Source organism: Paenibacillus sp. J31TS4 (assembly GCF_018403265.1).
In the GTDB taxonomy this organism is placed as follows: domain Bacteria; phylum Bacillota; class Bacilli; order Paenibacillales; family NBRC-103111; genus J31TS4.
Map to the genome: position 1 here is coordinate 605,254 of NZ_BOSI01000002.1, position 22,431 is coordinate 627,684.

Annotated in this window: 17 protein-coding genes; 11 read left to right on the forward strand and 6 right to left on the reverse strand. The window is 57.6% G+C overall.

Features of this window, described 5'->3' with window-relative positions; all coding sequences use genetic code 11:
* The first annotated feature begins 169 nt into the window (after positions 1–169).
* A complete protein-coding gene (locus KJS47_RS13550; RefSeq protein WP_213525564.1) occupies positions 170–436 on the forward strand; it encodes a hypothetical protein in 267 nt (88 codons plus the stop codon).
* Between the two features lie 1,810 nt (positions 437–2,246).
* Here the strand turns inward: KJS47_RS13550 and KJS47_RS13555 are convergent.
* Entirely contained in the window at positions 2,247–3,086 is an 840-nt protein-coding gene (locus KJS47_RS13555; protein WP_249716364.1) for a putative protein N(5)-glutamine methyltransferase, read from the reverse strand.
* Positions 3,087–3,289: 203 nt separating this feature from the next.
* On the opposite strand from KJS47_RS13555, the gene KJS47_RS13560 reads away from it, so the two are divergent.
* A complete protein-coding gene (locus KJS47_RS13560) occupies positions 3,290–4,411 on the forward strand; it encodes a YheC/YheD family endospore coat-associated protein (RefSeq protein WP_213525565.1) in 1,122 nt (373 codons plus the stop codon).
* Positions 4,412–4,645: 234 nt separating this feature from the next.
* On the opposite strand, the gene KJS47_RS13565 is transcribed toward KJS47_RS13560, so the two are convergent.
* From KJS47_RS13565 to KJS47_RS13575, 3 genes are read right to left on the reverse strand one after another with little or no spacing between them, the layout of a single operon-like run.
* Complete coding sequence (locus KJS47_RS13565; protein ID WP_213525566.1) at positions 4,646–5,413, reverse strand: amidohydrolase family protein; 768 nt, start codon at positions 5,411–5,413, stop codon at positions 4,646–4,648.
* A complete protein-coding gene (locus KJS47_RS13570) occupies positions 5,410–6,180 on the reverse strand; it encodes an amidohydrolase family protein (protein WP_213525567.1) in 771 nt (256 codons plus the stop codon). Before KJS47_RS13570 ends, KJS47_RS13565 begins: the two co-directional genes overlap by 4 nt.
* A gap of 14 nt (positions 6,181–6,194) precedes the next feature.
* A complete protein-coding gene (locus KJS47_RS13575) occupies positions 6,195–7,430 on the reverse strand; it encodes an aminotransferase class III-fold pyridoxal phosphate-dependent enzyme (RefSeq protein WP_213525568.1) in 1,236 nt (411 codons plus the stop codon).
* A 198-nt stretch (positions 7,431–7,628) separates the two neighbouring features.
* On the opposite strand from KJS47_RS13575, the gene KJS47_RS13580 reads away from it, so the two are divergent.
* The 5 genes from KJS47_RS13580 to pruA all read left to right on the forward strand — a co-directional run bounded on the left by KJS47_RS13580 (position 7,629) and on the right by pruA (position 15,490).
* Positions 7,629–9,866 carry a helix-turn-helix domain-containing protein gene (locus KJS47_RS13580; RefSeq protein ID WP_213525569.1) on the forward strand — a complete coding sequence of 746 codons (2,238 nt, stop codon included), beginning with the start codon at positions 7,629–7,631 and terminating at the stop codon, positions 9,864–9,866.
* Between the two features lie 229 nt (positions 9,867–10,095).
* Positions 10,096–11,055 (forward strand): ABC transporter permease, encoded by a 960-nt coding sequence (locus KJS47_RS13585; protein ID WP_374707030.1) that lies wholly within the window; start codon positions 10,096–10,098, stop codon positions 11,053–11,055.
* A gap of 14 nt (positions 11,056–11,069) precedes the next feature.
* Positions 11,070–11,957 carry a carbohydrate ABC transporter permease gene (locus KJS47_RS13590; RefSeq protein WP_213525570.1) on the forward strand — a complete coding sequence of 296 codons (888 nt, stop codon included), beginning with the start codon at positions 11,070–11,072 and terminating at the stop codon, positions 11,955–11,957.
* A gap of 34 nt (positions 11,958–11,991) precedes the next feature.
* A complete protein-coding gene (locus KJS47_RS13595; RefSeq protein WP_213525571.1) occupies positions 11,992–13,608 on the forward strand; it encodes a type 2 periplasmic-binding domain-containing protein in 1,617 nt (538 codons plus the stop codon).
* Between the two features lie 268 nt (positions 13,609–13,876).
* Positions 13,877–15,490 (forward strand): L-glutamate gamma-semialdehyde dehydrogenase, encoded by a 1,614-nt coding sequence (gene pruA, locus KJS47_RS13600; protein ID WP_213525572.1) that lies wholly within the window; start codon positions 13,877–13,879, stop codon positions 15,488–15,490.
* 230 nt (positions 15,491–15,720) lie between these two features.
* Here the strand turns inward: pruA and KJS47_RS13605 are convergent, their stop codons facing one another.
* Positions 15,721–16,800, reverse strand: a complete 1,080-nt coding sequence (locus tag KJS47_RS13605; protein ID WP_213525573.1) for a bifunctional 3-deoxy-7-phosphoheptulonate synthase/chorismate mutase — start codon at positions 16,798–16,800, stop codon at positions 15,721–15,723.
* Between the two features lie 592 nt (positions 16,801–17,392).
* Between KJS47_RS13605 and gap the strand changes: the two genes are divergently transcribed.
* The 4 genes from gap (at position 17,393) to KJS47_RS13625 (ending at position 21,797) form a co-directional block, all read left to right on the forward strand.
* On the forward strand, positions 17,393–18,430 hold the full coding sequence (gene gap / locus KJS47_RS13610) for a type I glyceraldehyde-3-phosphate dehydrogenase (protein WP_213525574.1): 1,038 nt from the start codon (positions 17,393–17,395) through the stop codon (positions 18,428–18,430).
* The gene (locus tag KJS47_RS13615; RefSeq protein ID WP_213525575.1) at positions 18,406–18,564 is read left to right on the forward strand and encodes a GapA-binding peptide SR1P; all 159 of its coding nucleotides are present in this window, start codon (positions 18,406–18,408) and stop codon (positions 18,562–18,564) included. Before gap ends, KJS47_RS13615 begins: the two co-directional genes overlap by 25 nt.
* A gap of 86 nt (positions 18,565–18,650) precedes the next feature.
* Positions 18,651–20,216 (forward strand): phosphoenolpyruvate carboxykinase (ATP), encoded by a 1,566-nt coding sequence (pckA, locus tag KJS47_RS13620; RefSeq protein ID WP_213525576.1) that lies wholly within the window; start codon positions 18,651–18,653, stop codon positions 20,214–20,216.
* 351 nt (positions 20,217–20,567) lie between these two features.
* Complete coding sequence (locus tag KJS47_RS13625; RefSeq protein WP_213525577.1) at positions 20,568–21,797, forward strand: MFS transporter; 1,230 nt, start codon at positions 20,568–20,570, stop codon at positions 21,795–21,797.
* Between the two features lie 328 nt (positions 21,798–22,125).
* On the opposite strand, the gene KJS47_RS13630 is transcribed toward KJS47_RS13625, so the two are convergent.
* A complete protein-coding gene (locus tag KJS47_RS13630) occupies positions 22,126–22,332 on the reverse strand; it encodes a DUF1657 domain-containing protein (RefSeq protein ID WP_213525578.1) in 207 nt (68 codons plus the stop codon).
* Positions 22,333–22,431 lie beyond the last annotated feature (99 nt).

Sequence of the window (22,431 nt, forward strand, 5' to 3'; positions counted from 1 at the left end):
GAAAGTTTAAGGAAGGAGCTATCTTACGAAAGTAAAGCTATTAATAGTAGCTTTCCTGGTCTCGGTAACTTTCAACATCGTCCTATTAGCTAAAGCTATGGACCACCGAACGCAAAATAAAATCGATGCGGATTACTCTGCCGCTTTGGGAAGAGTAGGGGGGAATTTGATGGGGGTTAAACAAGGAGATCTTGGGGCCTATATTCTAGCTATAGAGCATGCATCAAAGGCGGCTGCTTTGTTTACATACTCGTCTTATAAACAAAATCCTCCTGGTTCCTTTTTAACCTTAATAAGGGATCTATACTATAACAACAAAGACTTAGCCAGTAAAGCGGAAGTGGCACAACTGTTTGAGAAGTTCTCAAGTAATCCACATGATACGGAACTATACAATAGAATTAATTTGTTATTACGAAAAAGCTTCGACAACTGAAGGGATAGAAGCTTAACACAAGAAACCGGAAATACACTTCATGCAGCGATAAATAAAGGTAAAGGTGGGGGAGCCTATTGCGTAAAATGAGTGTGTTTTTTATGGTGTCCAGTATGCTATTGGCTTTATATTTTATTGGTTTAACCGCACAGATAACTAGCGGGGACCGAATATGGTGGGGGTTATCAAAAGACTCGGCGCATTATTTTTATTTGCCGTGTCTTATCTTTGCGTTCCTGAGCTTGGTTCTTTATTTGAAATCCAATGATTAGTCTTGCAGCTACACGGATCAGAATGTGCCAGTCATAGGGGAAGGAGTGTACGGGATTCGCCCTATCAGCCGATAGGCATCCTCCCGACAACGTTCAATAGGAAAATAGGCGTCTAAGGCGATATACGTGTTCCCAACAAACAAAACCAGAAAACTGGCCATCTCAAAGGAGACGACCAGTTTTCTGGTTGATTATGAGGTACTAAAGTTAGTCTTCCTTAACTTGCTGGTCCTTATTTCTGTTGACGTCAACAAAATCAGGATCGAAGTTCAGGTTGTTGGTATTCTTGTTGACGACTTTAATGTTACGGAGCGACCGATTTTTCTTGTGATGTTTTCTGTGCCGATGTCTGCAAGACATTGCTTTTCCCTCCTTTTTTGTCGAAGCCAAATGATTACGTGAGCCATCTTGATAGACGATTAATCTTCTTTAACTTGCTGGTTCTTATTTCTGTTGATGTCAAAAACATCCGGATCGAAGTTGAGATTGTTGGTGTTCTTGTTTTTGATTTTTACGTTACTGACCGACCGATTTTTCTTGTTATGCTTTCTATGCCGATGTCTGCAAGACATTGTGGGTTCCTCCTTTTTGTCGAAGCCAAGTGATTAGTGAGCTATTTTGATGGACGATTAATCTTCCTTAACTTGCTGGTTCTTGTTTCTGTTGATGTCAAAAACATCCGGATCGAAGTTGAGATTGTTGGTGTTCTTGTTTACGACTTTAATGTTACGGACCGACCGATTTTTCTTGTTATGCTTTCTATGCCGATGTCTGCAAGACATTGTTGGTTCCTCCTTTTTGTCGAAGCCAAATGATTACGTTAGCTATCTTGATGGACGATTAATCTTCCTTAACTTGCTGGTTCTTGTTTCTGTTGATGTCAAACACATCGGGATCGAAGTTGAGATTGTTCGTATTCTTGTTCACGATCCGAATTCTTTGCGTCGACCGCGAGTGTTTTCTGCTTTTGTGTTTGTGTCTACGGCAATGACAACGCGACATGGCACTGACCTCCTTTCGGGATGCAGATTATTCTACTGCCTGTTGTTCTTTCTTCCTGTTAACGTCCACGACATCAGGGTCAAAATTGAGGTAGTTGTTGTTCCTATTGATGATCGTTATTTTTTGAATCAGTTTGGTTAAGACTTTGAGCTCACGAATAACTTTGCGAAGCTTCCGTCGTTCATGTCTGTGCTTGCGCCTTTGTCTGTGAGAATGGGACAATGCGATACCTCCTTCCAATCAACTTACTCTAGCTTATTAATAGTCGAGGGGGTCTGTCTAAACTATTGACGTAGTCCATTCATCCAAAAATTAGTCCTAGCAAACCTGCTGCAAGTGAGGAAGACCTAAGAATAGGGTGCTTTTTCGTTTGGTCGAAAGGGTTGGTGTAGGATGAGGGATTGACACCAACACGGAAAAGGCAGCCGGCTTAAAGAAGCGGCTGCCTATCTCAACTAGCGGTTTTCATGTGTGGATCGGGCGTTTTCGATAGAACGTTGCGGGATTCGAGAGAGCAATAGAACGAAATCGAGGCCTTATTTATTTGCTACAGGGACTAGTTCCATAAGGTCTTCCTGCCGAATAGGTTTCCTCCCGATGACAATGGTGGCTTCTCGCTCTGCACAGTGGACAATTCGCGGCAGGAGGCCGCTTGCCGCAAAGAGACGGGCGGACTGCGGGGCCTGACGCTCGCTGGCTTCGACCAGCAGGTGACCGCCGGGCTCCAGCCAGAGAGAAGCTTCCGCCGCTACCCGGCGCTGGATGTCCAGCCCGTCCGCTCCGCCATCGAGAGCGGCTAGCGGCTCGTGCAGGCGGGCCTCCGGCGGCAGCAGCCGGATCGCCTCGGTGGGGACGTAGGGGACGTTCGCCACCAGAAGACGGATCCGGCCCCGCAGCTCGGCGGGCAGCGGGGCGTAGAGATCGCCTTGGTAGACGCGGCCCCCAGCGGCTGCGATGTTGCGGCGGGCACACCGCACCGCGGCGGGGTCGATGTCGACGGCGTAGAGCTCGATCGGCCCGAGCGCGGCGGCCAAGGCCGCTCCTAGTGCGCCGGAGCCGCAGCACAGGTCGACGACGACACCTCCCGGTTCCGCAAGGGAAGCGGCTTCGCGGACGAGGAGCTCGCTCCGCTGGCGGGGGACGAAGACGCCCGGCTCGACCTCGATCCGCAGTCCGCAGAACGGGGCCCAGCCGATGATTTGCTCGAGCGGCTCGCCGGCGGTTCGCCGCTCTATCATGGCGTCCAGCTCGGCTGGAGTCCGGGAAGCGGATAGGAGCAGCCGGGCCTCCTCTTCCGCGAAGACACAGCCGGCCTGCCTCAGTCTGCCGGCGACGGTGTCCATGCTTGCTTCTATCGCTTTCTTGCTATCTTCCATCCGTATTCGGCTTCCCTTCTCTATATGGGTTCGCTCGCTTTGAATAGAGATCAGTGTATCACGCTTGCCCCGCTCCGGACAGGGGAAGCTTCGTTATAGTCGTCTCTCCTTTTTCCCTGCCTTCCGTCAGCTGCAAGGGTATTAGCGCGCAAGCAGGAATAGTCTCTTCCTCATACGTTGAAGCAAGGAGGGGACTAGATTAGATGAAGTGTTTCGGCATATTGCAAGCCGTTTTTCCCGCCAGAGGTTCGAGGGCGGAGGCGCCAGGTTCCTATGTACCGCCCCGCACTTGGAGATGGTTTCATGCGCATGGACGCAAGCAGGGGCTGCAGGTTCTCTTCTTTCGGGCGGAGGATGTGGAGTTCCGCTCGCGGAGGGTGCATGCCTGGACCTGCTCCTCCCCGGACGGCCTGTCCGGATGGTCGAGGGGCTGGCATCCGCTGCCTGACGTGCTGTACGAGAATTATCCGATCGGCAGCAACGGAAAAAGCAAACACGCCATTGCGGTTAAGCGGGCGTTCGTCAAAATGGGCGTTCCGGTATTCAATCCGGTCTTCTTTAACAAAGCCCAGCTGCATGCCCGGCTATCCGCTGTCCCGGCTGTCCGGCCCTTCCTCCCTGTGAGCCGCGTCGCAAGGCATGCCTCGGATGCCGCAGACCTGCTGCGCCAGCACCGGTGCGTCTACCTGAAACCTGTAAACGGCTACCAAGGAAGAGGGATATTGGAGCTGAGAATGCTCTCCTCGGGACGAGTTCAAGTCCTTGCGGGAAAGCGGGCGGGAAGGCAGCCGCTGCGGGAAGAATGGGGCTGGCCTGAACTCCGTCCCCGGCTGACCCGGCTGTTTCGAAAGAGAACCTACTTGGTGCAGGAGGGACTGAGGCTGATCAGGCGAGGGGACCGCAAGATCGATTTTCGCGTCGTGGTCCACCGGGGGGCGGATGGACGTTGGCATTCGGCAGGTATCCGGCCCAAGCTGGGAAGAGCCGGCTCGATTGTAACGGACAGCCATGCGGGAGGCTCCAAGACGACGTGGCGGGAGCTTCAGACGTGGGCCCGTAGAGCGGGTGCCCCACTTCCATCCGCGAAAGAGCTTGTGAAGCCCGCGATTAAGGCGGCTCAAGCGCTTACCGCCGCGAGACCCACGCTTAGCCATTTGGGCATCGACGTCGCCGTGGACGAGAAGCGGAGGATCTACCTGCTTGATATCAATGAAGTGCCTGGACGCGATCTGCTGACGACCGGCATGCTTAAGCGGGTGACGCATCTGACCGCCGGGTTCGCCAGTTACCTGGCCTACCGGTCCTCAGCCTCCCGCAGAACCTGACCGCCGCGTTTCGCCGGGCGCAGGAGAAGAGCCAAAGAGGGCTGCCTCTTTGGCTCTTGGGAATATCCACGACCTAAGAGCAACGCTCTTAGGTTCTTTGTTTTTGATTAAAGAAGGGGGCACAGTACCAGTCCGCAGATATCTGCCGGAGCCGAACGGCACAAAGCCGTGTCCGCCTAACAGGAGTTGCCTGTTTCCAGTGGATCCCGCACGTTTGAAGTCAAGAGTTGCGCGCTAGCTTCCGGGAGCAGCGAAGAGCCGGTGACCGCCGAGAATGCGGGCTTTGTCTTCCGGATCGAGCTCGGCCAGCTCCACGAGCAGCAGTGTACTCTTGAGACAGTAGAGAGGATATTGCGAGCCGTACATAAGTCGGTCCGGAGGGAATTGGCGAAGCAGCTTCTCGATGACGAAGAGTCCGTCCTTGAGCCCCGATGTATCGAAAAAAGCTCGCGGGTGGCTGAGGATCGCCTCTTTCATGGCCGTCGCCTCGCCATACCGCAGCTGAAGCAGCAGAACCGTCAGATCCGGATGGCTGCCGAGGAACGGAATGAGGTCGTTCTGCACGGATAGCGGAGCTGGCTTGATCAGATAGTCGAGCCGCTCGTCCTCGAGCCGAACGGTCAGGAACAGGGGGAGACCGCGGCTCTCCAGCACGCGGCAAAGCCGTTCCATCTCCGGCCCGTTCAGAGAATATCCGTGATAGGTGGGATACACCCGGACGCCGGCGATGCCGAACCGCTCGATGCCATCGTCCAAGTCCCTCTCCCAGCCCGGCAGGCCGGGATGGACCGTCAGAATGTGGCGGTAATCCGTTCCCTGAAGAGCGGCATGCAGCTCCTCGTCTCCTTCGAACGGGTCGTTGTAGAAGATGGCGTTAAGCGAGGACACATATCCGGTTTCGATGCCGTTCGTCCGATGGATGTCCAGCAGGTCCTGCAGCGTGTTTTTGTACAGCTTGCGAAACGGCCAATGGCCGAGCAGGCAGTTCACATCTCCGTTCATGCGTAGGCCCTCCTTTGCGCGGGAAGGCGCCGCGTGCGGTCGAACAGGGTGAGCGCATTGCGGCTGTAGATGCACTCCTTCTGCTCGGCCGTCAGGTCGGCTTCCTCTACCTGCCCGACGTTGACCAGGTACGTAATGGGCATATCCGAGCCGAAGACGATCCGCTCGTGGCCGATTTGGCGGACGGTATAATCCAGCTCGTCGCGGCGGAACAAGCTTCCCGAGAAGTCCACCCATACGTTGGGACAGTCGCGGATGGCCTTGATGCCGTGGTAGCAGTTGCCTCCGAAATGGGCCATGAGCAGCTTGGCTTCCGGGTAGCGGGACGCCAGCTCCGCGACATGGACGCCGGTCGATTCCGCGGGCAGCTGGCCGACCGCTTTGTGGAACGAATGGATCAGCACCGGCACGTTGTAGGCGATGCACTGCTCGATGAGCGGAAATACCCGCGGGTCGCTGCAGTAGGTGGCGACCCACAGCTTCATGCCGGTCATCCCGCGGTCCTCGATGTTCTCCCGCAGCACCTCAAGGCTGCCCGGATGCACCGGATTGACATAGCAGTAGCCTTGGACGAGCCCGGGCTGCTCCTTCATGAAGCGGGCGACATTCGCGTTCATCTCCCGAATCTCGGCTTCGTCCGGTTGATGGGCGTTCAGGCCCGAGACATGGATGCGGTCGATGCCGTACCGCTCGCAGGCGGCGAGCAGCTCGGCGGTGCTTTCCTCGTACCGGCCTCCCCAGATGTGGGTATGGGCGTCAATAAGCATGGGCTTCCTCCTCGTCATCCTTCGGTCACCGGGGACGCCAGCTCGCTGACGGCGGCCTCCAGGCGCTCGAGCGCTTCCCGAATGTCTTCCTCGTTATGGCTGTAATTCACATAAGAGATGTTGTAGAGCGACACGCCGTGCTTGTAGGCCGCCCGGAAAAACCGGCCGGACAGTGCGGCATCCGCATAGGCGCCCGCGGCGATGGCGGGGCATGGCCATAATCCCCGGATCTCGAGCGGCACGCCGTATTCCCGGAACAGCCGGCCGAGCCCGCCCCAGACCGCCTCTCCCTGCCGCCAAAGATGGCCGATGACATCCTCCTGGCGGTACACGTTGAGGACAGCCCGGCAGGCCGCCAGCGACAACGTCTCTCCCCCGAACGTCGACGTAATGACGGCTCCGCCCCGGTCGCAGGCGGCCATGACATCCCGCCGGCCGACGTAAGCCGATAGAGGCATGCCGTTCGCAAGCCCTTTGCTGAATACGGCGAGATCCGGCTCGACCCCAAAATATTCCTGAACGCCGCCGACCGCCAGACGGAACCCTGTCACGATCTCGTCGAACACGAGCAGGCTGCCATGCTTGCGGCTAAGGGCGCGGAGGGCAGGGTAGAAGGCCGCGCCTTCCGCCATGCCGGCATAATCTGCGGACACGACAACGGCGGCGATCCCGCCGTCGTAGAGTGAGAACAACCGTTCAAGCTCCTCCAGCTCGTTCCAGCCGCACGCATGGTGGTACGCCGAGAAGGCGGCGGGGACCCCGGGCACCGTCTTCTCCGGTTCCCGGCCGGGGAGAACGCGACCTCCTGCCGCCATTGCGTTCAGCCAGCCGTTGTAGCCGATCTGGACGATGTGATCACGGCCTGTGTAGGCGCGCGCGATGCGGATGACGGCGGCGACCGCTTCTCCGCCCGTCTTGAGAAAACGGGCCTGCTCCGCGCACGGGATCAGCTCGCAGAGCAGCTCGGCCGTTTCCCCCTCCAGCGGGTGGGGGTGCCCGAAGACGATGCCGCAGTCCAGCTGCCGGCGAATGGCTTCGTCCACGGCGGGATACCGGTAGCCGAGTGTCACCGGACCCAGCCCATTGCGAAAGTCGATGTATTCTTTGCCCTCCGCATCCCAGACCCGGCAGCCCTGTCCCTTAACGATGACAGGCGGCTCCTCGGGCGGATAGAGCGGAGCTTTGGAGCAGGTGCTCGATCCCCACGGCATGACGGCCTCCAGGCGTTCCGTCCAATTCGTTGCGCGCATAGGTATGGCAAGTCCCTCCTTAAGCTCATTTGGCAGGAAAGGTATAGTACCTGTATATAACTATAGCAAATTCCTTCCTTTGGGAGAAAATTTTTTTAGAGACAAGCAGCAGGGCAAGCTCCTATAAGCAATATACAAATTTGTAAAAGATTGCTAGACTTGTACCATTCATTCCCCTCAGCTAAGGAGGAGAAACGGTTGTACTTGCCTGTCCAGCGGGCAGACGCCCCGCAAGCCAACGCCGCACCAAAGCCAACCGCCGCTGCGGCCGGCCGCCGGATGTTCTACAAGTATCTGCTCTCGTTCGTGCTCGTCCTGCTGCTGCCGATCGGGCTCTTAGGCTACTACGGGAAGCTCCAGGTGTCCGGGCTCATCCAGCATTACGTAGACAAGAGCAACCAGGATATGCTGAACCAGCTCAAAGAAAGCGTAGACGCCCGCCTTCTCGAGATGAATCAAATTGCTGCCAGAATAGCCGGCAACCCGAATTTGACGCCGTATGCCGTAACCAAGGATGCGTACAGCGCTTATCTCACCAAGCCGCTTTTGGATTACAAGATCTCCAACGACTTTATCCATGAGCTGCTCTACTACGTACGGGGAGAACCCTTGTTGTATTCCTCCGTCAGCACTTACCGGCTCTCCAGCTTCATCAACGATATTTATCAATACAAGAACTGGACGGAGTCCGCTTTTCGGCGGGATCTGGACACCATGGTGAAACCAATACTAAGAACGGCCGAGGAGGTTACCTTCATGTCGGCCGCGAAGGAAAGCCTTGTCAGCTATCTGCTGCCGCTTCCCCTCGGAAGCCAGCACCCGTACGGAACGGTGCTCTTCCTCATCAAGGAAGCTTCGCTGCTCGGATATTTGAAGAACGAGGAGCTGGGGAGATCCGGCAACACAATCATCTTCGACGAGCGGGGAAGGATTGTTACCTATTCCAAAGGGGAGCAAGGGCTGGACAAAGAGATGCTGCAGCAGCAATTGGCACCCGATGGGGAGATTTTCTCGATCGCAAGCCTGGGAGGGTCCCGCTATTACGTGAACCGGCTGAAATCCGAGCTGACCGGCTGGTCGTACGTGACGGTCTCGCCGATTGAGGCCGTCATGCAGCCGATCCGGCAGGCATTGGTTCAATGGCTGCGGATTCTGGTTGCCATCCTGCTGCTGGGCGGCGCGGTCATTCTCATCCTCATGAAGGTGAACTATGAGCCGATCCGCGCGCTTCTCGCCTCCCACCGGGAGCTCGGCTTGAAGGTGGAGCGCAGCCGCTCCGCTCTCCGCGAGCATCTGCTGATGGGTCTATTGAGGGGAGAGATCGGTTCGCGGGAGGAGCTTGAGGAACGGGAGGGCGAAGCGGGACTGCGGTTTCCCTATTCCTCGTTCGTTGTCTTGCTCGCGGAGATACCGGAGGACGACCCGGCCTGGAGGACGCTGGTGACCGCCCAAATGACCGCTTCGGGAGAAGAGGGTCTCGTCGTTTACGGCAAGGAAAGCATGGATAGCGGCCGCATCGGATTCGTCGCTTGCACTTCTTTGCCGGAGGAAACGTTTGCCCGGTGGCTGAAGCAGACACACGAGCGGCTGCACGTGGAAGCAGGCAGGAAGACAATAACGGTAGGCGTCGGCCGCTTCTATGAACAGCTCGACCAGATCGGCCGGTCGTTCATCGAAGCTTCGACCGCTATCGATTACAAGCTGATCCGGGGAGCGGGAGAAGTCATTCCGTTTCGCGACATCGCGACCGGGCAGGCGTACCGCTACTCGGACAATACGCAGCAGATGGAGCAGGTCGGCTACTTGTTCCGGGAAGGAAAGACGGAGCAGCTCATCCAAGTGCTGCAGCAAATCGCCGAACGGATCAACCGGGGAGGTACGCCTTTATTCGCTGCGCGATTTCTTTGCTACGATATCATCCATGCTGTGGCCAAAGCTGTGGAGAGTCTGAAACAGGAGTTTCCCGAGCTGACTGAGCGCTTCCCGGATGTCATGACCTTGATGGAATTCCACACGGTCGAGGAGCTGGTGCAGCGGATCTCGGACTCCTGCATTGAGCTGTGCAAGGCGATCGAGCAGCACCAACGCAGACCCGCGGAACGGCAGCTTGCCGAGATGCTTGCCTACCTGCAGACCCATTATGCCGACAGCTCCTTTTCCGTTCAGCGGCTCGCCGAGCATCTCTCCCTCTCCACCTCCTACATCAGCCGCATGTTCAAGGAGCATACCGGCCAGACGATTCTGGAATATATGCATGCGATCCGGATCGCGGAGGCCAAGCGGCTGCTGGCCGAGACGGATGCGCCGGTCAAGGAGATTGTGGCGTCGGTCGGCTATTATGACACCTCCAGCTTCATCCGCAAATTCAAATTCGCGGTCGGGGTGACACCCGGAGAATATAGAAAAACCGCCCGGATGGAAGCAGGCAGCCGGTGAACCAGGCGGATCCTCTGCTAAAGGCCCCCCATCGAAGGGGGGCTGTTCCATTCCCAGTTCACGTATGGCCGATTACTGAGGAGAGAATCGGCCTATTTGGGTTCGTCCGTCCTTGCAGGGCGCGAGGTTCCGATTTGGCATATGCAAAATGAAAGCGCTTATATACGAGAGACCGGGAAACCCGGTAATCTGTTCCCATAACCCGTCAAGGGAAAGGAGGGAGATAGAAATGGCCGCTGCGAACCCGCTACGGACCAAACGGATGGAGGGAATCAGGAGAAAGAGGAGAAAAGCCAGGCTGGCCATTTGGCAAAATTACGAGCTTTACTTGTTTTTGCTGCCGACCCTTGTCTATTTCCTCGTCTTTCATTACATGCCCATGTATGGGGTCCAGATCGCCTTCAAACGGTTTATCGCGGTGAAAGGGATCAACGGGAGCCCCTGGGTGGGGTTCGAGCATTTCGAAAGGTTTTTCGAATCGTTTCAGTTTCTTATCGTCTTGAAGAATACGCTGGCCATCAGTCTGTATGAGCTCCTCGTCGCGTTTCCGGCGCCGATCGTGCTGGCGCTGCTGCTGAATCAGCTGACCAGCGAACGGTTCAAGAAGCTGGCGCAGACGGTCACGTACGCGCCGCACTTTATCTCGGTCGTCGTCGTGGTCGGCATGCTGTATCTGTTTTTGTCGCCCAAGATTGGGCTCGTGAACCGGCTGCTGGTCAGTCTTGGATTCGAACCGGTCTACTTCATGGCCAGTTCGGCGTGGTTCTCCACGATCTTCGTCTTCTCGGGCATCTGGCAGAATATCGGCTGGTCCACCATTATCTATTTGGCCGCGCTGGCCGGCGTCAATCCCGACCTGCACGAAGCGGCGGTCATGGACGGGGCGACCAAGAGGCAGCGCATCCAGCATATCGATTTTCCTTCCATTCTCCCCACGATTATGATTCTGCTCATTCTCAACATCGGCCATCTAATGAGCGTAGGCTTCGAGAAAGTCTATCTGATGCAGAATCAGCTTAACATCGACGCATCGGAGGTTATCCAGACTTATGTTTACAAAGCCGGCTTGCTGGAAGGACAGCTCAGCTATTCGGCGGCCATCGGTCTGTTCAACTCCGTCATCAATTTCACATTGCTTCTCGCCTTCAATCAACTGGCCAGGAAGTCGAAGCAGGCGAGTCTTTGGTAGAGGAGGATCTCGATATGGTAACCAGCCGAAGCCGGGGAGACGTCCTCTTCGATCTCTTCACCTATGGCTTCTTGTCCGCTTTACTGCTCGCCGTTCTGTACCCGCTCTATTTCGTTGTGATCTCCTCTATCAGCAACCCGGACTTTGTGAATCAGGGGAATGTGACCTTGTACCCGCGCGGCGTTACGTTCGAGGGGTACCGGAGAATATTCGCCGATGCCCAGGTTTGGCTGGGGTATCGCAATTCGCTGCTTTATACGGTGCTTGGCACGATATTGAACGTTATTCTGACATTGACCGCCGGCTATGCCCTGTCTCGCAGTGACCTGGTAGGGCGGAACGGCTTCATGCTGCTAATCGTCTTCACGATGTTTTTCAGCGGCGGCCTCATTCCCACTTATCTGCTTGTCAAAGGATTAGGGCTCGTCAATACGGTGTGGGCGATGATTCTGCCGAATGCGGTATCCGCCTACAACGTCATCATTACGCGAACATTCTTTCAGACCAGCATTCCCGGGGAATTGCTGGAGGCTGCCAAAATGGACGGCTGCTCCAACACGCGATTCTTTCTCGGGATCGTGCTGCCGCTCGCGATGCCGATCGTCGCCGTCATGATTCTGTTCAGCGCGGTCGGGCACTGGAACGCTTATTTTCAGGCATTGATTTATTTGAAGGATGAGGGGCTCCAGCCGCTGCAGATCGTTCTTCGCAAAATCCTGATCCATAACGAGGCGTCGGAGGCGATGATGGACGATATCGTCAATCAGGCGGAGCTCGTGAAAATGGCGGAGACCATGAAGTATGGCATGATTATCGTTTCGAGTCTGCCGGTACTCGTGCTCTATCCGTTTTTGCAAAAGTATTTCATGAAAGGGGTCCTGATCGGCTCCCTCAAAGGGTAGAGGAAGGACCAAACCAATTCGGGGAGGAATGGGAATGAAAAGGGGACCGTTGGTACAGAGCGGCCTGGCGGCGTTGCTGCTGTGCACCGTAGGCTTAAGCGCTTGCAGCAAGGAGCCGGGCACGGACGGGGCCGCTCCGGAGAATGGCGCAAAGAAAGAGGCTCCGTCCAATATGAACGCGAGCGGGCTTCCGATCGTGAAGGAGCCGGTTACGCTGAATATGGCGGCTTTTTACGGGCTGGCCGGACAGAAGGCGTTCGGGGAACTCCCTTTCTTCAAAGAATCGGAGTCCAAGACGAATGTGAAGATCAACTGGATGATGAATGACGGCAACGGCTGGAAGGAGAAAAAGAATCTCTTGTTCGCAAGCGGCGATCTGCCGGATGCGTTCTACGGGCATTACATTTTGGAGACGAACGAAGTCGTTAAGTACGGCTACCAGGGGCTTTTCATCCCGCTGGAAGGCTTGATCGACCAATACGCGCCTAACTTCAAGAAGATTCTGGAAGCAAATCCGGACTACAAGAAGGAACTGATCGCACCGGACGGCCACATCTATGCGCTTCCGACGGTGGACGAAGCATATGCCAAATCGAAGGATGCGCTCTTCATTAATAAAAAATGGCTGGACCAGTTGAAGCTGCCTGTGCCAACGACGGCAGAGGAGTTCTACAAGGTGCTGAAGGCGTTCAAGGACAACGACATGAACGGGAACGGCAAGAAAGACGAAGTCCCTTTCTCCTTCCGTACCCATGCCATTACCGGCTTGTATTCGCTCTACGGCGCGTTCGGTCTGCTAGACAAGCAGGATCACATCATTATGAAGGGCGATCAGGTTGTCTACAGCGCGATACAGCCGGAATACAAGGAAGCGACTAAGTTCTTCCATAAGCTGTTTGCGGAAGGACTGGTGGATGTCGAATCGTTAACCCATGACGAGAAGGTATACGGCTCCAAGCTGAGAAGCAAGGATCGAAACGTCGGCGCTTACGTCGCTTGGACGGCTGCCACCTATATGGATTTGGACCAGGCGGCGGATTTCATTGCCGTGCCGCCATTCAAGGCGCCGGACGGTTCGCAGGTGTGGAACCGCTATCCGGCGGGCGTCCTGAGCAAAGGCTCATTTGCCATTACGTCGGCGAACAAGCATCCCGAGATTACGATGCGGTGGATCGATTACATGTACGAACCGCGAGTGAGCCTCCAGGCGGTCAACGGAATGATTGGTACCGTCTATAAAGAAAATCCGGACGGGACCCTCACCTTGAACCCGCCGCCGAGCGGAATGAACGCGAATGAATTCCGGCATTCTACGTCTCCAGGCTCCACATCCGTCTTTGCCAAGACGAAGGAAACGCCGGTCATTGTCGGACCGCCCGGTGACAAGTCGATTGTAGACAAATTGTACGAACCGTTTCTGGACAAAACCATCTTTCCTAACCTGTACTTCAGCGAGGAAGAGAACGAGAAGCGGACGCGCTATCTAACCGACATTGACGCCTATGTGAGTAAGATGCATGCCAAATGGCTCATGCAGGGCGGGATTGACCAGGAATGGGATGATTACGTGAAGAAGCTGAAGGATATGAATTTGGACAAATTGGTTCAGGTCTATCAGGAGTCGTACAATCGGTACAAGGCGATGAAATAATAAGGACTTGGACGATGGCCTATATATAATAGAAGAAACAGGATTGACTTGCCGGAAAGGGGGAGCTGGAAGTGGCATCCCGAACCATCGATGCTCTCCCTGCCGCGAAGAAGGAAGGCTTAACGGAAGCTGCCGCGAATAGAATAAGGAGAAGCGCCGCTAGCGTTTCTTTGCTTCAGAGAAGCCATTGTCGGACTGCGATCGCAGCGAGCATGGCTTTTTTTGTTGGATGGACGGCGGCCGCAGGGGGCGAAGGGAGAGGGGACTTATGGGAACAGCCGCTAACGCGGGACCGTTCGCAAATGAGCCGCTTACGGATTTTTCCGTTCGGACGAACCGGCAGGCGATGGAGGAGGCAATCTCTCGGGTCCGCGCAGGTCTAGGTCGGGAGTATGCTCTTCGGATCGGAGTCGAACGGGTGATGACCCGAGACAAACTCGTCTCGGTGAATCCCGGCCAGCTGGACGAAGTGATCGGCTATGTCAGCAAGGCCGACCGGGCTTTGGCAGAACGGGCGATGCAGGAAGCGTGGCGTGCTTTCGACGAATGGAAGCAGGTACCGGCCCCGGAACGGGCGGCCTGTCTGCTGAAGGCGGCGGAGCTGCTGAAAGCGCGCAAGCATGAGTTTTCGGCGCTGATGATCCTTGAAGCAGGCAAAAATTACGCGGAAGCGGATGCCGATACGGCGGAGGCGATCGATTTTTTGGCGTTCTACGCGCGGGAGATGCTCCGGCTGGATGATTGTAACGCCATCCGCCCGCTAATTCCCGTAGCGGGAGAAGCGAATCGGCTCGCGTACATCCCGCTGGGCGTCGGCGTTATTCTCCCGCCTTGGAACTTCCCGCTCGCCATCTGCGCCGGGATGACCGCCTCCGCTCTAGTGGCAGGCAATACGGTCGTGCTGAAGCCGGCCTCGGCGACCCCCGTCATCGCCACCCGTTTCGTCTCGCTGCTGGAAGAAGCCGGGCTGCCGCCGGGGGTCGTCCAGTTTTTGCCCGGAAGCGGAGCGGAGATCGGAGACTACCTCACCTCGCATCCTCTTACCCGGTTCGTGTCGTTCACCGGCTCCAAGGAGGTGGGGCTCCGAATCAACCGTCTCGCGGCCGAGACGGCGCCGGGCCAGCGGTGGATCAAGCGGGTGATCGCGGAGATGGGAGGCAAGGACGGCATTGTCGTGGACGAAACGGCCGATCAGGATGCGGCGGCACGCGCGATCGTCGCCTCCGCCTTCGGCTACCAGGGACAAAAGTGCTCGGCCGGCTCCCGCGCAATCATCGTGGATGCCGTCTATGACGAGGTGGCAGCCAAGGTAGCGTCCCTTGCGCGGCAGCTGGCCGTCGGCCTGCCGGAGCGGAATTGCCCCGCAGGGCCCGTCATCGACCGCGCGGCGTATGAGAAAACGCTCCAGTATTTGGAGATCGGAAGCCAGGAGGGCAAGCTGCTCGCCGGTGGCAAACCGGCGGGAGAGGAGGCGGAAGGGGGCGGCCGGCTGGTGGACGGAGGAAGGGGGTATTACCTGGAGCCGACCGTTTTCTCCGAGGTGGCGCCGCATGCCCGGCTCATGCAGGAGGAGATCTTCGGGCCGGTGCTTGCGCTCTGCCGGGCCAAGGACTGGCGGGAAGCTATCGCGATATACAACGACACCGAATACGGCTTGACCGGCTCCTTCTTTTCCACATTAGACGAACGGATTGCCGAGGCGGAAGCGACGATGCACTGCGGCAATCTGTACATCAACCGCAAGTGCACGGGCGCCCTCGTCGGGGGGCATCCGTTCGGCGGCTTTCAGATGTCGGGCACCGATTCCAAGGCGGGCGGTTACGACTACCTTCTCCTGCTGACGCAGGCCAAGGTCGTGTCCAGGAAGCTGGCGGACGCTTAAATCACCTCGGCCGGACCAACCGTTCAGCGACAGAGAAGCATCGGTACGGCAGGCCGTCGTAAGGCTAGACGGCGTGGTTGCACGTTCTGCGGAACGCACATGCAGCAGCCTTCCCGCATAGACGGAAGGCTGCTGCTATTAGAGGTGTCTGATCGCTTAAGCTGCCGGCCGTGCGGCTCGCACCCAAGCAGCCCCTTGTTTCGTCACCATTCTGACGAACCGCTGCCCGGTTAGCGGGCGTTCAGCAGGCCGGACTGCCGCACATCGGACAGGAACTGCCGGAATTCCGGTATATTGAGCTGCTGCGCCGCGTCAGACAAGGCGGTGGCAGGGTTCGGATGAACCTCGACCATGACGCCGTCGGCTCCGGCCGCCAGTGCCGCTTTGGCGCACGGGGCCAGAATGTCCTTGCGTCCGGTCGAATGCGTAACGTCGACCAGGACAGGCAGGTGGCTCTCCTGCTTCAGAATCGGCACGGCAGAGATATCAAGCGTATTGCGCGTCGCCTTCTCGTACGTCCGGATGCCGCGCTCGATCAGCATGACGTCTTCATTGCCGCGGGAGAGGATGTATTCGGCGGCGTGCAGGAATTCCTCGATAGTAGCCGCCAGCCCGCGCTTCAGCAGGATCGGCTTGCGCACGTCGCCGGCCGCCTTGAGGAGCTCGAAATTCTGCATGTTCCGCGCTCCGATCTGAATGACGTCGATGTATTCGCATGCGATGGCGATGTGCGCCGGATCTACAATCTCGCTGATCGTCAGCAGGCCGAATTCGTCCGCGACCTCCTTCAGAATCCGCAGTCCCTCGATTCCCAGCCCCTGAAAATCGTAAGGGGACGTCCTTGGCTTGAATGCGCCCCCGCGCATAACGGTAACGCCGGCTTCCTTGAGCGCGGCGGCTACCTCCCGCACCTGTTCGTAGCTCTCGACCGAGCACGGGCCTGCAATCATGACCGGCTGCCGGCCGCCGATCGTCTGGGCGCCGAGCCGAATGACGGTATCCTCGCTTTTCCGTTTGCGGCTGACGAGCAGCTGTTTATTGTGGCCCGCCTCCTGCAGATGGAGAGAGGCCTGGAAGATTTGCTTGAACAGGTGGCGGATCGTGTCGTCCCCGAATGGCCCGGGGTTGCGGCTGACCAGCTCGTCGAGCATCTTCTTCTCGCGGACGGGATCGTACTTGGGCACGCCCTGTTTCTCCTTCTCCTCCCCAATCTCCTTCACAACCTGCGCCCGCTCGCTCAGCAGGCGCAGCAGCTCCAGATTCAGCTCATCCAGCCTTCCGCGCAGCGTCTCCAATCCTTCCCGACTCATCGCTCTCCACTCCTTCGCTAGTTTCTTGTCTTCAGAACGACAAAAAGCCCCCCGCCGCAAGGGACGAGGAGCCGTGGTACCACCCTTATTAGAACCGCCGTCTTTCGCAAACGAAGGACAAGCTGCTCTCACTTAGCTCCCGGTAACGTGGGGAATCCGGGCTTCCTTGAGACAGAGCCGATCGTTCGGACTGCGTTCGGGAAACCGGCTCGGGAGTGAACTTCGGCGGGGCGTCTCACTCGGGTGCTCTCAGTCTTCGGCACGCCGTCCCTGTTAGGAGCCTAATCCGCTTACTCTCTCCGTCCAAGCCGTTGATGGATGGGAATGTTCTGATTTTGAAGCATTGTACCTCTTTGCGGCGAAGGTTGCAAGCCCTTTTTTGACTCAGCGGCCGGTGTGTCCATTCGGCAAGGCAATAGGGAGTCGTTTATGCTTACGTTATATATGACATACTATATACCTTAATAAATGCTGTTTTACCCACAAAACAAACGATAAATGGGGAATAATGTGAAGTTTAAGATTAATGTTGCGTCATAATAAAGATATAGTGTATATTATATGCATCGACAGATAAAAAGGAGGAAGCAGAATGGTCCAAGGAGTAGGCATCAGCGGAATGGGACGCATTGGCCGGCTGCTGATTCGACATATCTTCGCCTCGGAAGCACCGAAGCTGCCGCTGAAGGCGATTAACTGCACCCATCCGGTGGAAACGCTCGCTCATCTGCTCAAATACGATTCGGTGCACGGCAAATGGGGCGCCGAGCTGTCTTATGGAGAAGGACTGCTGACGATTAACGGGCATCCGATCCGGATCGTCTCGGAGAGAGAGCCGGAGAAGCTCGGCTGGTCCAGCCTCGGCGTGGATCTCGTCATCGACGCCACCGGCAAGTTCAACTCGCGCGAAGGAGCCCTCCGGCATGTGGCGGCCGGGGCGGAGCGCGTCCTGCTGACCGCGCCGGGCCGAGACATGGACCTGACGGTGGTCATGGGAGTGAACGAGGATCGGCTGGACCCGGAGCGGCACAAGCTGATGTCCGCCGCCTCCTGCACGACGAACTGCGTCTCGCCCGTGCTTGCGGTGCTCGATGAAGAGTTCGGCGTCGAGGCGGGCTGGATGACAACGGTCCATTCGTTTACCTCCGACCAGAATCATTTGGACAACCCCCACAAGGATCTGCGCCGGGCTCGGGCTTGCACCGGATCCATCGTGCCAACTACGACGGGGGTCGGCAAGGCGCTGAAGGATGTCCTGCCGCACCTGGCTTCCCGGATGCAGGGCACTTCGCTTCGGGTGCCGACCCAGGATGTATCGCTGATCGATCTGACGGTCCGTCTGGCGCGTCCTGCCACGGCCGACGAGGTGCGCGGCGTCTTCCGCGCAGCGTCCCAGGGCAAGCTCGCCCCCTACCTTGGCTATTCGGAAGAGCCTCTAGTATCGGCAGACTACATCGGTTGTCCCCAATCGGCTGTCGTGGACGGTTTGTCCATCATGGCCAGCGGCGACCAGGTAAAGGTGCTGGCTTGGTACGACAACGAATGGGCCTATGCGTCTCGCGTCGTAGAGCTCGGACAACTCGTGAAGGAAAGGGTGGAGCAAGCATGCAAAACACCGTTAACCGTGTAGAGCTCGGAACGATTGTGTGCCGGCATTGCCAAGCGGTCATCGGCACGCAGGATACGGAGAAGGTCGCTTTCTATTATGCCGCTTGCGAGAAGGAAGACTGCAGGAAGAAAGAGCAGGCGGCCGAAGGGCGCTGACCGTCTCAGGGCAGCGTCTGGAGATACAGCTGAGAACTCCGCCGAAGAGGGCGGGGATATACGAAGAAAAAGGGGTTGGAGTCGCAATGAAAGTGCTGGATGAGAAGACGGGCCTCGCTAGGGCCGCAGCAAATCTGTCCGCCGAAGAACTGGTGCAGGCCGCTCTCGGCCGGAAGGAAGGCGTGCTGGCCGCAAACGGGGCGCTGCGGGTCTCGACGGGCAAATATACGGGGCGTTCCCCCAAGGATAAATATATTGTTATGGAACCGTCCGTAAAGGATCATATCGAGTGGGGCGGCGTTAACCAGCCGATCTCCTCGCAGCGCTTCGAGCGGCTGTACCGTAAGGCGAAGGCCTACATGAACAGCAGGGAGCTGTTCGTCTTCGACGGCTTCGCGGGAACGGATCCGGACTACCGGCTGCCGATCCGCGTCGTGAACGAGTACGCCTGGCACAATCTGTTCGTCCGGCAGCTGTTCGTCCGGCCCACCGAGGAGGAGCTCGCCGTTCACGAGCCGGCGTTTACCGTGATCGCGCTTCCCGGACTCCAGGCGGATCCGGCCGAGGACGGAACCCGCTCGGAGACGTTCATCGTCGTCTCGTTCGAGAAACGGATCGTGCTCATCGGAGGGACCGAGTATGCGGGAGAGATGAAGAAGTCGATCTTCTCGGTCCTGAACTATCTGCTGCCGTTCCGCGGCGTGCTGCCGATGCACTGCTCCGCGAATATCGGCAAAGAGGGGGACGCCGCCTTATTCTTCGGCCTGTCGGGAACAGGCAAAACGACGCTGTCCGCCGACCCGGACCGCCGGCTTATCGGCGATGATGAGCACGGCTGGTCCGAGCGGGGCATCTTCAACTTCGAGGGCGGGTGCTATGCCAAATGCATCGGGTTGACCGAAGAGAAGGAGCCGCAAATCTGGCAGGCGATCCGCGAGGGAGCCGTCCTCGAGAATGTCACACTGGATGCGGAGGGCAACGCCGATTACGCAGACGGATCGGTGACGGAGAATACGCGTGCCGCCTACCCGATCGACTTCATTCCGCAGGCGGTCCTGACAGGCCAGGGCGGCCATCCGGAGGTGATTCTCTTCCTGACGGCGGACGCTTCCGGCGTGCTGCCTCCCATCTCCCGGCTGTCCAAGGAGCAGGCGATCTATCATTTTCTGTCCGGCTATACGTCCAAGCTGGCGGGAACCGAGAGAGGGGTAACCCAGCCGGAGGCTGTATTCTCGACCTGCTTCGGCGCTCCGTTCCTGCCGCATTCCCCTCAAGTATATGCCCGTATGCTGGGAGAGAAGCTCGAGCGGCACGGCACAAGAGTCTACCTCGTGAACACCGGCTGGTCCGGAGGACCGTACGGCGTAGGCAGACGAATGGACCTCAAGCATACGAGAGCGATGGTAACGGCGGCGATCGACGGAACGATCGAGCAGGCATCCTTCCGGCCCGACCCGGTGTTCGGTCTCGCCTGCCCGGATGCCGTGCCCGGCGTGCCAGCTGAGGTGCTCCAGCCGCGGGAGACGTGGAGCGATCCGGCTGCGTACGATACCAAAGCTGCTGAGCTGGCGGAGCGGTTTGCCCGGAACTTCGAGGCCTTCCGAGGCATCGGAGAAGACATTCGCGGCGCTGGGCCGCAGCTCAAGCGCTAGGCGTTCCCGTTTTCGGCCTTTAGCTTCCCTTCCGTCCGCAGTAGGCAAGAGGACGATCCACGATACAAGTCCCTGCTTTGCGATTGCCCAAGCTCTCAAGCCGTCCTCCCGGGGACGGCTTTTTTGCTGTACCCGGAAACGGAGAAGCACCCAGTGGAAGTTTCCTCCAGAGGGATTGTAAGCACAGCAATGAAATCACAAGAAAGGCCGTTGGTAAGCGCCGCAAGCGAGCCAAAACGTGGCGATACGGGGTTCGTCAACCTGCGGGAGCCAATGCTAGAATGAAGCAAACAAGCAAGGGCCGGTTATTCCCGTTTTTCTTTCATTCTGAGCAGACAAGGTCGTGACCCGATGGCATTCTCCTGGAAACACAATTTGGCCGTTCTTTGGATCGGCGTCTTTTTCTGCAGCACTGCGTATTCGATCTCCATTCCCTTCCTTCCCATCTTCCTCAGCCACGAGCTGGGCGTGACCTCGCATCTTGAAGCGTGGTCCGGCGTCGCTTTCGGCATCACCTTCCTGGCAAGCGCGCTTGTGTCGCCTTTCTGGGGCTCTCTGGCCGACAAATACGGGCGCAAGCCGATGCTGATTCGCTCGGGATACAGTCTTGCCGCGCTTTATTTTCTGAACTATTTTGTTCAGGATCCTTACCAGCTTCTCGTCCTCCGCGTCTTCCAGGGCCTGCTGGCCGGCTATGTGCCGGCCTCGATCGCCTTGGTCGCCACGAATACACCGGACAAGCATGTGGGCTACGCTCTCGGCATTATGTCGACGGCCGGAGCCACCGGCGGCATCATCGGACCATTGGTAGGAGGGACGGTGAGTCGCCTGTTCGGAAACCGGGAGGCATTCCTGTTCTCCGGCATCGTCGTGCTGGTGGCTGCACTCATAGCGACGTTCCTCGTCCGGGAGCTGAAGGTGAACCGGACGGGCGTCCGCTCCAACGTCCGCAGCGACCTCAAGGAAGCGGCGGCGAACAAGCCGTTTATCGCGCTGCTCGGCCTGGTCATGCTGGCCACCGTTTCGGTCATGATTCTCGAGCCGCTGCTCACCGTCTATACGATGGAGCTTGGTGCAGATCCCAAGGACGCCTCGTTCGCATCGGGCCTCATCTTCTCTGCGGTCGGCGTCGCCACCGTCCTGGCGGCTCCCCGATGGGGCAAGCTGGGAGGGCGGATCGGCTACCAGCATATTCTCGTCATCGGCCTTCTGGGCGGAGGCATCGGCAATTTGCTGCAGGTTTTCGTCCCGAACCTGGTCGGCTTCGGCATTCTCCGCTTCTTTTACGGCCTGTTCTTCGCCGGCTTCTATCCGTCGGTTAACGCCTTGATCGTCCGGGTTACCGAACCGGAGTTCCGGGGACGCGCCTTCAGCCTGAACCAGTCCGCGACCCAGCTCGCCACGATGCTCGGCCCGATCGCCGGCGGACTATTGGGCGGCTGGATGCCGATCCGCGGGGTCTTTATCCTGAACGGACTTGCGCTCGTCGTAGTTGCGCTTATGTTCAAATTCGGCAAGCAGAGAAGCTTCCTGTCTCCGGAGCCGGCGCCTGCCGCCGAGCGGAAAGCCGTTTCCTCCTGATCCGCCGCCCGTCTGGGCGTCTGTCCGCATCGGGAGCTGGAGGAGCCGCATACACTGAAGCATTACCGGAAGGCCTCCTTCCGATCGACGGGAGCCTGCTATGAAGGGATGGACCGGGAAAGAGCTGCTGCTTATCCTTCTTTTGTTCCTGCTGCTGGTGCTGCTGCTGGCAATTCTGCTTTAATCCGATTCGGCGTGTGCGTTTGCCGGCCTTCTTGGCACGTATCAATCGCCTGGCCGCGCGCCGCATTACCGTTAGCAACTACAAAAAGACCGACAGCCCTGGGCTGCCGGTCTTTTTTGCGCTGGACGCGAAAACGAAAAAAAATTACATGCCTTTGTACTGCGGCTCCTCGTTCTCGAGATCCTGAACGCGCGCACTCACTTGATCGACGATCTGCTGCGTCTGCTGGGCGGCCTGCTCGAACAGCTGCTTCGCCTGCTGGTTTTGGGTGCTGAGCGCGAACGTTTCCAGGCTGGCTTGCGCGCTCTTCAAAGAGGCTACGCACGTTTTCACTTGGCTTGCTACGGTCATGGTTGATTCTCCTTTCGGTGTGTAGGCATGATTGCGCGCGGACGATCCGGTCTCGCGCCGCAGGCGGACAAGGGAGGCTTCTCCTGCCCTCAAGTAGCA